At 64.6% G+C, this 12743-nt stretch carries 9 protein-coding genes; 5 read left to right on the top strand and 4 right to left on the bottom strand.

Annotation, left to right across the window (positions count from 1 at the left end):
* Nucleotides 1–193 precede the first annotated feature (193 nt).
* On the bottom strand, nt 194–994 hold the full coding sequence (locus GGQ64_RS23230; RefSeq protein WP_183807719.1) for a DeoR/GlpR family DNA-binding transcription regulator: 801 nt from the start codon (nt 992–994) through the stop codon (nt 194–196).
* 266 nt (nt 995–1260) lie between these two features.
* Here GGQ64_RS23230 and GGQ64_RS23225 point away from each other — a divergent pair, with 266 nt between their 5' ends.
* From GGQ64_RS23225 to GGQ64_RS23205, 5 genes are all read left to right on the top strand, one after another.
* On the top strand, nt 1261–2145 hold the full coding sequence (locus tag GGQ64_RS23225; RefSeq protein WP_183807718.1) for a choline/ethanolamine kinase family protein: 885 nt from the start codon (nt 1261–1263) through the stop codon (nt 2143–2145).
* Between the two features lie 13 nt (nt 2146–2158).
* Nucleotides 2159–4606, top strand: a complete 2448-nt coding sequence (locus tag GGQ64_RS23220; protein ID WP_183807717.1) for a GcvT family protein — start codon at nt 2159–2161, stop codon at nt 4604–4606.
* A gap of 344 nt (nt 4607–4950) precedes the next feature.
* Complete coding sequence (locus GGQ64_RS23215; protein ID WP_183807716.1) at nt 4951–6165, top strand: polysaccharide biosynthesis/export family protein; 1215 nt, start codon at nt 4951–4953, stop codon at nt 6163–6165.
* A 98-nt stretch (nt 6166–6263) separates the two neighbouring features.
* The gene (locus GGQ64_RS23210) at nt 6264–8291 is read left to right on the top strand and encodes a capsular polysaccharide biosynthesis protein (RefSeq protein WP_183807715.1); all 2028 of its coding nucleotides are present in this window, start codon (nt 6264–6266) and stop codon (nt 8289–8291) included.
* Nucleotides 8292–8472: 181 nt separating this feature from the next.
* Nucleotides 8473–9915, top strand: coding sequence for a capsular polysaccharide export protein, LipB/KpsS family (locus GGQ64_RS23205; RefSeq protein WP_183807714.1), 1443 nt, complete (start codon nt 8473–8475; stop codon nt 9913–9915).
* A gap of 35 nt (nt 9916–9950) precedes the next feature.
* Here GGQ64_RS23205 and GGQ64_RS23200 read toward each other — a convergent pair whose 3' ends face one another.
* The 3 genes from GGQ64_RS23200 to GGQ64_RS23190 form a co-directional block, all read right to left on the bottom strand.
* A complete protein-coding gene (locus tag GGQ64_RS23200) occupies nt 9951–10988 on the bottom strand; it encodes a DUF2793 domain-containing protein (RefSeq protein ID WP_183807713.1) in 1038 nt (345 codons plus the stop codon).
* A 291-nt stretch (nt 10989–11279) separates the two neighbouring features.
* Nucleotides 11280–11948, bottom strand: coding sequence for an ABC transporter ATP-binding protein (locus GGQ64_RS23195; RefSeq protein WP_183807712.1), 669 nt, complete (start codon nt 11946–11948; stop codon nt 11280–11282).
* Nucleotides 11945–12739: an ABC transporter permease gene (locus GGQ64_RS23190; RefSeq protein ID WP_183807711.1), complete on the bottom strand. Its 795-nt coding sequence runs from the start codon at nt 12737–12739 to the stop codon at nt 11945–11947. The genes GGQ64_RS23195 and GGQ64_RS23190 overlap by 4 nt, the downstream gene beginning before the upstream one ends.
* Between the last annotated feature and the right edge of the window lie 4 nt (nt 12740–12743).

The raw sequence follows: 12743 nt of genomic DNA, 5'->3' as shown, positions 1-12743 counted from the left end.
TCGCCTTTGGCACGAATCCTGCTTTCACTATGGCAGGTCCAGAGGGGACCGCCGAAGAGAAGCGTCCGAGAAGACTGCTCCGGGAATGCCGTCGTTCAGCGCCGAGAGAGCCAGAAAGGCTCCCGCCCTGACGACGGCATTTTTGTCTCTGCCGTCGTCCCCTGCCGCGATCCGGTTGCGAGGCCCAGCAGGGTCACTCGTCGCGGCTGCCCGCCAGGACCAGCCTGACGTTGTTCTGGTCGAGCATGCGGCGGATGTCTGACGGCGGTTCCTCGTCGGTCACCAGCACGTCATAGGTATCCGCTGGCGCGATGGTGATCGGGGCCGAACGGCCGAACTTCTGCGCATCGGCGACGATGATCCGGTTCTGCGCCTGGCGTGCGGCGATGCGGGAGACGTCGGCCTCCTGCATGTCCTGCAGCATGAAGCCGGAGCGGGCGTTGATCGCGGTGACCGACAGGATGGCGTGCTGCAGGTTGAAGCGCTCGATATAGCCCAGCGCCTCGACGCCGAAGGTGCCCGCATCGTGGGCGCGCAATTCGCCGCCGGCGAAATAGACCCGGTTGTTGTTTCGGGTGGCGAGCGTATGGGCGACCGATAGAGAATTGGTCACGATGAAGAGATCGTGGTGCTTCTGCAGGGCGACGGCGATGAAGGCGGTCGTCGAACCGATGTCGAGAAACAGGCTGTCGCCGTTCTTGACCATCGTCGCGACCTTCGCCGCGATCAGGCGCTTGGGCTCGGGGTTCACGTTCATGCGGAAGTGCAGCGGCTGTTCGGTCGCGCTGTCGGTGACGTGCACGCCGCCATGCACCTTGGTCACGAGGCCGTTTGCCTCGAGCGTGCGGATATTCCGGCGGATGGTTTCTTCGGACACGCCCAGGCGGTCGGCCAGGAACTGGATGCGGCTGGAACCGCCGGCAAGGCGCAGTTCGTCCAGGATCTCGCGCTCGCGATGATTGGAAAGGGTCGGGGTGGCGGTCGTCGTGTCCATGCTTTTCCTTGTCCCGGCATCTCGCCGGAGACCATGCCTCCGCGGATCCAGTGAACCATGATAAATGTGGATGTCGCTGGCAGTCTGGCATTTCGGGCAGAAAGCCCAAAGAATCCACGCGACATTGGCAATCTTGGATCATATTTTACGACAAAAAGCCATGACGGTGTTCGTTTTTGTGGAAATTTCTTGACAGTTTTCCGTGAGTGCGGGAACGTCTGCGGAAAAGACAGGCGTACCGAAGGGGCGCCGGGGAACGATGGCAGATGGACCCAGCCGCGCAGGAGACGATCCGTTCGCTGCCTTTGTGGAACGGGCAGCCGGAAATTGCCGTTCTCAAGGGCGGCATCACCAACACGAACTACAAGGTCGTCGACGGCAGCCGCGCCTATGTCGTGCGGCTCGGCGACGACGTCCCCGTCCACCAGATCAGCCGGCAGAACGAGGTTTCTGCCAGCCGGGCGGCGCATGCGGCGGGCGTTTCTCCGGCGGTCATCCACCATCAGCCCGGCGTCCTCGTGCTCGACTATGTCGCCGCCAGGACGCTCGATCCCGAAGATGTCCGCTCGGAGGCCTATCTGGAGCGGATCGTGCGGCTCGTGCGGCGCTGCCACCGCGAGACCGGGCGGTACTATCGCGGGCCGGCGATGATCTTCTGGGCCTTCCACATCATCGAGGACTATGCCGCCACACTCGCCGGCGCCGGAAGCCCACATGCCGCGAGGCTTGAGGAACTGCTGGCGATGTCACGTCTGCTGGAGGCGAGCGCCGGGCCCTATGATATCGTCTTCGGCCACAACGACCTGCTTGCGTCAAACTTCCTCGACGACGGCGAGAGGCTCTGGCTGATCGACTGGGACTACGCCGGCTACAACACGCCGCTGTTCGACCTGGGCGGCCTCGCCTCCAACAACGACCTGACCGAAGGGCAGGAGAAGTGGCTGCTGGAGACCTATTTCGAGCAGCCGCTCACCGACGATCTCTGGGTGCGCTACCAGGCGATGAAGTGCGCCTCGCTGCTGCGCGAGACGCTGTGGAGCATGGTGTCGGAGCTGCATTCGACCATCGATTTCGACTATGCCGCTTACAGCATGGATAACCTCGACCGGTTCTTCCGGGCGTTCGCGTTCTTCAAGAAGACAAAACCGTAGGGAGCGGGAGACAATGAAGGAGCTCCCGGGGAGCGCACGGGCCGTCGTCATCGGCGGCGGTATCGTCGGATGTTCGACAGCCTACCATCTGGCAAAGCTCGGCTGGACCGATACCGTTCTCCTGGAACGTCACAAGCTGACCTCGGGCACCACCTTCCATGCCGCGGGCCTGGTGGGCCAGTTGCGCACGAGCGCGAACATCACCCAGTTGCTCGGATACTCGGTGGAACTCTACCGCAGCCTCGAGGCCGAGACCGGACTGGCGACCGGCTGGAAGATGAACGGCGGGCTGCGGCTCGCCTGCAACGAGGAGCGCTGGGCGGAGGTGCGGCGCCAGGCGACGACGGCGCGGTCCTTCGGCCTGGAGATGCAGTTGCTGACGCCGAAGGAGGCGCAGGCGCTCTGGCCGCTGATGACGGTCGACGACCTGGTCGGCGCCGCCTTCCTGCCGACGGACGGGCAGGCCAACCCCACGGACATCACCCAGGCGCTGGCGCGGGGCGCCACCATGGCGGGCGCGTCGATCTTCGAGGATACGGAGGTCACGGATCTCGAGATCGACGGCGGGCGGATCCGTGCGGTCGTCACCGCTCGCGGACGGATCGAATGCGAGCGGGTGGTCGTCTGCGCGGGGCAGTGGACGCGCGCCTTCGCCGCGCGTTTCGGCGTCAACGTGCCGCTGGTGCCGATGGAGCACCAGTACCTCGTCACCGAAGCCTTCGGCGTTCCCTCCAACCTGCCGACGCTGCGCGATCCCGACCGGTTGACCTACTATAAGGAAGAGGTCGGCGGGCTTGTGATGGGCGGCTACGAGCCCAATCCCGCCCCCTGGGCGGTGAACGGCATTCCGGAGGGCTTTCATTTCAGCCTGCTCAACCCGGATATCGAGCGGTTCGAGCAGATCATGGAACTGGCGCTCGGACGCGTTCCCGCCCTTGAAACGGCTGGCGTGAAGCAGTTGCTGAACGGGCCCGAGAGCTTCACGCCGGACGGAAACTTCATCCTCGGGGAGGCGCCGGCCTTGCGCAATTTCTTCGTCGGCGCCGGGTTCAACGCCTTCGGCATCGCATCGGGCGGCGGAGCGGGCATGGCGCTTGCGCAATGGGTGGTCAAGGGCGAGCCGCCCTTCGATCTCTGGCCCGTCGATATCCGGCGCTTCGGCCGGCCGCATTTCGACGGCGACTGGATCCGGCGGCGCACGGTCGAGGCCTATGGCAAGCACTACACCATGGCCTGGCCATCGGAGGAGCATTCCAGCGCGCGGCCCTTTCGCACCTCGCCGCTTTACGAGCGGCTCAAGGCACAGGGCGCCTGCTTCGGCGAGAAGCTCGGATGGGAGCGGCCGAACTGGTTTGCCGACCTGAAGGCCGGCGAGGAGCCGCGCGACGTCTATACCTATGGGCGGCCGAACTGGTTCTCCGCCGTCGCGCGCGAGCATCGCGCCGTGCGGGAGGCTGCCGCCATCTTCGACCAGACCTCGTTTGCCAAGTTTTCGCTGAGGGGAAGGGATGCCGAGCGGGCGCTGTCCTGGATCGCGTCCAACGATGCGGCAAAGGCGCCCGGCTCCGTCGCCTACACCCAGATGCTCAACGACCATGGCGGTATCGAATGCGACCTGACGGTCGCGAGGCTCGCCGAGGATGAGTACTACATCGTAACGGGCACGGGCTTTGCCACGCACGATTTCGACTGGATCGCCCGCAACATTCCCGCCGGCCTCGATGCGAGGCTGGAGGATGTGACGGAGGCCCTCTCGGCGCTGGTCCTGACGGGGCCGGCGTCGCGCGCCGTCCTGCAGAAGGTCTGCGACGACGACCTTTCCAACGCGGCCTTTCCTTTTTCCACCGTGCGGTCGATCACGGTGGTCGGCCGCACGATGTGCGCCATCCGGGTCAGCTATACCGGCGAACTCGGCTTTGAACTGCACCTGCCGGTGGCGGACGCGCCGGCCGTCTACGACGCGCTGATGGCGGCCGGCCGGCGGGATGGCCTCGCAAACGCCGGCTACCGGGCGCTGGAGACCTGCCGGCTGGAAAAGGGATACCGATACTGGGGCGTTGATGTCGGGCCCGATCATACGCCGATCGAGGCCGGCCTCGGCTTTGCGGTGAGACGGGGCGGGGCTGCCGATTTCCGCGGCCGGGCGGTGATCGAGCGGCAAAGGCGGGAGGGTGTCAGGAAGATGCTCGTCTGCTTCGTCCCGGAGGATCCCGCCGTCATCCTGCTCGGCCGCGAGACGATCTACCGCAACGGTGAAAGGGCCGGTTGGCTGACGAGTGGCGGCTTCGGTCACACGATCGGCCGCCCGATCGGCCTCGGCTACGTCCGCAATCCCGACGGCGTCGACAGGGCCTATGCGCTCTCGGGACGCTACGAACTGGACGTCGGCGGTGAGCGCGTTGCCTGCACGCCGCACCTGGAGCCCCTGCACGACCCGGAGGGCAAGCGGCTGCGCAGCTAAGGCGGCGGCGCCTCGCCTTGCGCCTGCGATTCCGCAAATTTTGCGGCGTAACGGCGGCGCCAAGGGGGCCTCACGATCGCTAGAATGTTACCTTTTTTCCTCACTCCTTTGGAAAACCTTCTGGAAAAGCCGTCATTTAGCCGGTCGCCGAGAAATCGACTTTTCTTGGCGTAACGAATGTGCAAGGGATTTGCTCCAAGGTGACGCAGAGGCCCATGGACGGTCTCTGGGACAGATCATGGTGGGACATTGATTATTTCCATCGTTGTATTTGATGGAGCGGACCTCAGTCCGGTTTCTGCGTCGTGCCTCGTCGGGGCGCGGCCGAAGGGAATTGCAGTGTGATGAGCAAGAATGAAGGTATCGGCACCCCGGGGGCAAGGGTTGCACGGTCTTTTGCGCGCCTTCTGGCAGGCGCGGCGTTGGTGACGCTTTCCGGTTGCATCGTCCCGAGCGACGGGCCGTTGACGCGGGAAGTGATCGAGTCGGGGGCGGCCGGCGGCAGTTCCTACAAGATCCCGCAGAGCAAGATGGTCTTCGACGTGGTCGAAATCGACCAGCGCGTGGCCAACAGCGTGACCACGCTCGGAACGCCGAGCCTGGCGCGGACGTTCGGATTCGGTGGCGCCGGCGGCGTGCCCGTGATCGGCGTCGGCGACAAGCTGGACGTCACCATCTTCGAGGCGGGCCCCGACGGCCTGTTCTCCACGACCGAGCGCAAATCCACGACCATTCCCGTCGTCGTGCAGCCGGACGGCCGCGGCCAGATCCCCTATGTCGGTTCGGTGCGCTTTGCCGGCATGACCATCGATACCGCCCGCTCGACGATCGTCGACGCGCTCAAGGCGAAGGCGGTGGAGCCGGATGTGCTGGTGTCGATCGCCGGAAACGAATCGCGGGCCGTGTCCGTCCAGGGCGACGTCAGCGACGCCGCGATGATTCCGCTGGGCCTCAATGCAGAGCACCTGAGCGAGGTGCTCGCGCGGGCGGGCGGCGCCACCAAGGCGCCCTACGACACCTACGTGACGCTGAAGCGCGGCGGGCGCACCGGAACCGTGCTGCTCCAGACCATCGTCGACAATCCGAAGGAAGACATCATCGTCCGCCCCGAGGACCGGATCTACGTCACCTACGATCCGCAGACCTTCTCGACGCTCGGACAGACGGAGAAATCCGGCAAGGTGCCGTTTAATGCCAGCAGCCTGAGCCTCATCGAGGCGGCGGCGCTCGCCGGCGGCGGCAACATGACGACGGCCGATCCGAAGGGCTACTTCGTCTTCCGCTACGAGAACGAGAGCGTCTACCGCAACGTCGTCGGCGACGACCGCTTCCGCGACCTGCTCGCAAAGGGCATGACCTCGGACGGGCAGGGCCGCTATCCGATCATCTATCGCCTCGACCTGGGCGAGCCGCAGAGCTACATCGTCGCCCAGTCGTTCCCGGTGCGCAATCGCGACGTAATCTACCTGTCGCGCCATCCGGCCACCGACTTCGGACGGTTCGTCCAGATGATCACGGGAACCGTGTCGGCGGTGAATACCACCAACCGGACTTTCTGATCGCCGCGCGGCGGTATAAGTTGATCGTTTGAACAGGGCGTCGGCCTGGCCGGCGCCCTTTGTGGTTTGCAGGGCGGACCAGCGGGAACGAAAGCGTCGTGGCTGACCGAAAGCGCAAGACCTATGCCGTCACCTCCGCCGGCCTGTGGCGGATCCGGACCGACATCTCCCGCCTGCTGGACGCGGAGATCGTTTCCTGGCCGCTGGGCCGGGCCGGTCGGATAGACGGTTTCGTCGGCTGGGGCTGGCGCCCGTCCGGTCTCAAGGCCAAGGCCTTGGCCGCGCGCTCCGGCAAGCCCTGCCTCATTCTCGAGGATGGTTTCATCAAGGGCTATGCGCCGGGCGCGGAAGAGCCAGCGCATTCGTTCGTCATCGATGACGAAGGCATCTATTTCGACGCGGGCGGACCGTCGCGGCTGCAGCGGTTCCTCGACGCACCGGCGACGGACGCCCCGGCGCTCGATCGCGCCCGTGAGCTGATCGGCTCCATCCGGCGGGCGCAGCTTTCGAAATACAACAACGGCCCGATGATCGGCCTGCGCGAGGCGGGCGTGCCCTACGGCCGTCCCTATGTGTTGCTGGTGGACCAGGTCGCAGGCGACGCGTCGATTGCCGGGGCGCTGGCGGGGGACGACGCCTTTGCGCGCATGATGGAGCACGCGGTCGCCCATCATCCCGGCCAGACGATCGTGGTGCGCACGCATCCGGCGGCAGGCGGCAGGAGCCTGCTGCGGCAGGCGGCGCAACGCATCGGGCTCGACATCGTCGTGCCTGCGCCGATGAACCCGTGGCCGCTGCTGGAAGAGGCCGAAGCTGTCTACACCGTCTCCAGCCAGTTGGGCTTCGAGGCGCTGATGGCGGAGAAGCCTGTCCATTGCTTCGGCGTCGCCTTCTTCTCGGGGCGTGGGATGACGGCGGATCATCTTCCGGTGCCGATGCCGCGCAAGCCAGCGTCCGTCGAACAGGTGTTCGAAGCCGCCTACATCCGCTATTCGCGCTACCTCGATCTTCACGACCGCTCCGACTGCACGATCGAGCGGGCGATCGAGCAGGCGACCGCGGTGCGCGACCAGCGGGCGCGCCTGCCGAAGCGGATCGTGACCGCTGGAATGTCGCCGTGGAAGCGGAGGGCGCTCGCGCCGTTCCTGAAGGGCCGGGCCGGACCGGTTCTTCACGCGCGCGGGATGGAGGTCGCGGTCCGCCGGGCCGGCGAGGTCGGCGGCAGCGTGGCCGTCTGGGGATCCGACCGGCCGCTGCCGGATGGGATCGAGGCCATCAGGATCGAGGACGGCTTCATCCGGTCCAGGGGGCTGGGCGTCTCGCTGGTGATGCCCTCGTCGATCGCGCTTGACGGAGACACGGTCTATTACGACGCCCGGCAACCGAGCGGCCTGGAGCGGCTGATCGCCACTTCCGCTTTCGCGCCGGAACTCCTCGCCCGCGCGAAGGCCCTGCGCAGCCTGCTGCTTGCACGCGGCATCTCGAAATACAACGTCGGCACCGCGGCGGCCCTGCCCACGGTCGAGCCGGGGCGCCTGAAGATCCTGGTTCCCGGACAGGTGGAAAAGGATGCCTCGATCCGGTTCGGCTCGCCGGTGGTCCGCTCGAACGCGGATCTCGTCTCGGCCGTTCGGCGTCTCTATCCCGATGCCTATATCGCCTACAAGGAGCATCCGGACGTCGTGTCGCGCATGCGCTCCGGCGGGCGCGAGCCGGGCGCCGCGAACCGGATCGTCAAGGACGGCGACATCATGCACTGGATCGGTTGGGCCGACAGGGTCGAGACGATGACCTCGCTTGCCGGTTTCGAGGCGCTCATTCGCGACAAGCCGGTCGGCGTCCACGGCATGCCCTTCTATGCGGGTTGGGGACTGACAGACGACCGCCATCCGATCGCGCGCCGGACCCGGCGGATCGACCTCGACATGCTGGTGGCGGCGACGCTTATCCTCTATCCCTTCTACGTCCATCCGCTGAGCGGGATGCCTTGCCGGCCGGAGGATCTGATCCGGGAAATCGCCGAAGGAAAGGCCGCTGACGCCACGATCGCCGATCGCGCAATCGCAGGCGTTGCACGCGCCGCAAACAGGATCGCGGTGCGGTTGAGAGACCGGCGGCTGGGGTGACGTCCGACCGCCTCGACCGGCGGGTCTCCCGGCGAGGCGCATGTCTCCCCCCGCAATGAAGGCCGCTGGCGAAAAATGTCAGGGCAGTAAGAATAATTGACCTTGCTTCCGTTGATAAATCCAGCCTTCTATGCAATGACCAAGCAACTATTGCGCATACCCTATGTAAAGCCGGAGCGTCATGCCAAGCGAGCGCGATTCGAGAGATCGGACGGACAAGAGCGGCGTGCGCGACCAGGGCGCGGCAGGTCGTGGCTCGTCGCGGCTCGTCTACCTCAATCTGCGCCGCCGGCCATCGAACCCGTTCCCCTCCAAGAGCGTTCCGCGGGTGCTTCTTCTTCAGGGGCCCGTCGGTCCGTTCTTCCGCAAGGCGCAGACCCTCCTGAACGAGAGCGGCTTCGACGCGTGGCGCGTTTGTTTCAATATCGGCGACCGGCTGTTTGCCAAGCGCGAAAAGACGCTGAACTTCACCGGTAGCGCGGATGCCTGGAATGTCTGGCTCTCCGAGATGCTCAGCGCGCACGGATTTGACTTCGTCGTGCTGTTCGGCTGCGAGCGGGAGATCCACAGAGTTGCGATTGCCTGCTGCGAGAAGCTCGGCATTCCGGTGATCTGCCTGGAGGAAGGCTACCTGCGCCCCGGCAACATCACGCTCGAGTTCGGTGGAAACAACTGGCGGTCGCCGATTGCCGGAAGGCTGCCGCCCGAAGACTATGCGGGACGATATTCGGACCGGCGCAAGGGCGTGTCCTATGCGTCGTCCTTCGGCGCGATGGCGTCCTATGCGTTCCTCTATTTCTCGCTGCGAAACCTGTTTTCCACCGCCCACGAACGCAAGCTGTTTCACAAGCAGAAGCGCATGCTGGCGTCTGAGGCCTTCTACTGGTTCAAGAACTATTATCGGAAGTTCCGCAATCTCAGCGCGAACTATCGCTGCGTCGAGCGGCTGCTGGAGTACTACGATCACAAGTACTACCTGATCCCGCTGCAGGTCCATGACGACAGCCAACTCGGGCGCGCTGCCGGGAGCTGGAACAATCAGAAGCTGATCCTGAAGTCCATCGTTTCCTTCGCCCGCAATGCGCCGGCGTCGCACCAACTGGTGTTCAAGATCCATCCGATGGAGCGAGGGCACAGCCGTGACCGGCAATTCATCCGGCAGGTCAGCCAGTTGAACGACGTCGCCGACCGCGTGCACATCATCGATGGCGGCTCGCTTGGGCTTCTGACGCGCCATGCGGCCGGGATGATCACGATCAACAGCACCTCCGGTCTCTTCGCGATCCATCACGGGATCCCGCTTGCGGTCATGGGGCAGGCGATCTACCGGCACGCCGATCTCGCCTTCTGCGTCAACAAGGGCATCGATCTCGACGGCTTCTGGACCTGGAACAAGGTGGCGCCCGGCGAGATGCGCACGCGTTATCTTTCATGGCTGCATGAGCAATGTCTGCAGCCGGGCGACTTCTATGCCTATGAGGGCGTGGAGGTGGCGATCCATGCCTTGCGTGACAGGCTCGTGACGGCGGTTGCCGAGGGGACCCGCGCCACAGGCGAGGGCAGGCTGAGCGAAGTGGTGACCGCGCACTTCGGAGGCAAGCTGCCGGACGCGGCACAGGGCTGAAAGTTCAGGCAGGCCGTCAGGCGCGGACCTTACGCCTATGTCAACGCAACGATCGAAAGCTCCGTGCTGTTGAACCCGAACTCCAGTGTGGCGCTCCCCTGATGCTGAAGGGCGATCCATTCGTCCCGGGCGATCGAGACAATCCCGCATGCACAGATCTTGCGTCCGATCGGCGCGCCCGATTGCAGACCGGTGCCGAGCACGGGTGTGGTGCCGTTGACCGCGACCTGGACCTGGAACGGGTTTTGCGACGTGGGGACGACTGAAAGGCACATCAGGTAGAGAGCGGAGGCGGGGGCGACGAGACGGTTGCCGCTGTCGCCCGGCACGGGGGCACCGAGCATGAAACCGCCGGTGGAAAATTCGGTGTCGGTGAATCCCGTAAGGCTGCCGGTTGCGGGTGCCATCGTGGGACTGGACAGCCAGGCGCGAGCCGCCGGCCGGTGAGGCGTTGCCACATGGCCCGAGGGCTCGATGCCGAGCGCCGTGCGCCAGCCGCCCGAACCGTCGGCGACCTTGATTGCGAAGCTGTCGTTCCCCGCAAGGCCCATTTCGGCAAGACCGTTCCAGGCGCTCTGAAAGATCAGGCTTGCGGTGTCGCCCGGCCCGGCCTTGTTGATCTTCAGCCTATGATCGGAGCCCTGGTGCGAAAAGAGGCTGGCCGGCGCCGACAGCGACAGCCTGTTCGTCTCGTCCGGTGCGGCGTTGATGCCGAGGGCCGGCAGGTTGCCTATCTGGGTGAAGGGCTGCCAGCCGATGCCGTCATGGACGTGGAGGCGCTGTTGAAGGACGCACCAGGCAAGCCAGCCTGCCTTCGGCTGCAGAAAATGCCAGCCACCATCACGCCACTGGGCGACCCGACCGGCCATCCCGCCCCAGCCGGCGGTGGGCGCCGTAGCGACCCCGTAGCAGGCGCCGTCCGCCGGGGCAGGAGGCGGAGCGTCGCCGACGTCCTCGAGCACCAGCTGGACCATCATGTCCAGCGCGTCCAGCCCTTCGTTGTGGGACACATGCTTCTGTGCCTGTGACGGCAGAATGTAGGGAAGGCCGAGCCGCGCTGTCTGTTCCTGCATACTCTCTCTCCTGTATCGCGGCTGGCGAGCCGAGGCTCCGATCGCCGTTGCGTGACATCGAGAGTAGTCCGCATGCGGCAGGCGAGGACGCCGGTCGGTGGAGGAGAGGGTCTTGCCGTGGCGGCAGGATACGTCGGATGGAGAGCGGGCGGGGGGCGGGGATCGGCTCCAACCCCTTGGGGTGAAAGGCAATTTATCCGGATCGACTGTCACCGATCGTGGTCATCGAGACATATGCCCGGTCGAGCGCGATGCTCGTCGCGCACGCCACGAACGTCCCCGGCAAGGGGATCATCTTCCCCGCGCGAGATTGTCCTCGTGAACGGCGATCGCATCTTCGATATCGTCGTAGAAGGTGATCTTGCCATCCTTCATGACGCCTCCGATGTGACAGAAGGCACGAAGCAGGGACGATGAGTGGGAAACGAGAAGCAAGGTCGCGTGCTCGCGACGCTCGTCGAACACCTTCTTGCTCTTCCTCTTGAAGGTAGAATCGCCGACGGCAATGACTTCGTCGATCAGATAGTATTCGAACTCGATCGCCATGCAGATGCCGAAGGCAAGACGCGCCCGCATGCCCGCGGAGTATGTCCTCACCGGCATGTCGAGATAGGATCCGAGTTCGGAGAAGTCCTTGACGAACTCCAGGACTTCCTGGCGATCCTTGCCATAGATGTCGGCGATGAAACGGGTGTTCTGGGCGCCAGTCAGGCGGCCATGCACGCCGCCCTTGAACCCGAGCGGCCAGGATATCTTTCCCTCTCGATAGATCCGGCCGCCGGTCGGCGTATCGATACCGGAGATGAGGTTCATCAACGTCGACTTGCCGGCACCGTTCCGGCCGAGAATGCCGATATTGAAGCCGGGGCGGAAGGTCGCGGTGAAATTCTCCAGCACGACCTTCCTGCCGCCACCGCGCGGGTTCTTGAAAACCTTGCTGACGTTGTCGAAGACGATCATTCGCTGCTTATGATCCTGTTTCGGTAGATGCGCTCGAGTGCAAGGCCGGTCACGAGGAAGCAGGTCGCAACGGACAGCAGGTAGGTCTTGCTCAGCACTGTGACATAGTCGAGATAGGTCGCAGAGCGGAACCATTCAACGCAGTGCAGGAACGGATTCCACCAGATTATCGCCAGCACGGACGGGGGCAGTGTCGACGGCACGAACAATACGCCGGAAGACAGCATGAGGATCATGTTGCTGAAGCCCAGGATCTTGGCCCAGAGTGGCACCAGGGTCCCGAAAGTCGCGTTGAAGACCGCAAAGGAGAAGGCAAAATAGCCGATCGCCAGGATCGCGCTGGCGAACTCCAGCGGATAGACGATGATGTAGCGGTCCAGCACCGCAAACATGAAGAAGATGAAGAGCGAGCAGATGATCATCCAGATGATCGACTCCAGCAGGAACGCCGCCACGATGGTGTCCAGCGGCTTCACCAGAGGATAGCCCAGCATCGGCTGATTGTGGGACAGCCCGTTGGCCGCCTTGCGCGCAATTAGGTTCGTCATTCGAAACCCGATGACGCCCGTCAGGAAGAACAGCATGGCGCTGTCGCCGAACGGTAGGGACGTCCGCACGAAGCTGTGCATGAACAGGAACATGCCGACATAGACCGAGGGTTCGGCGAGCGTCCAGAGATAGCCGATGCGGCTTTCACCGAAGCGCGTGACGCCACTGCGCACGACAAGCGCACCGATGACGCGCGCATTTTCCTTCAGCGCATAGCGGAAACCTTTTTCCGTCAGATACATGGCG

Source organism: Mycoplana azooxidifex (genome assembly GCF_014196765.1).
GTDB classification, from domain to species: domain Bacteria; phylum Pseudomonadota; class Alphaproteobacteria; order Rhizobiales; family Rhizobiaceae; genus Mycoplana; species Mycoplana azooxidifex.
Note: the sequence above shows the minus strand (reverse complement) of the source record. Positions and strands in the feature narration are given on the sequence as shown.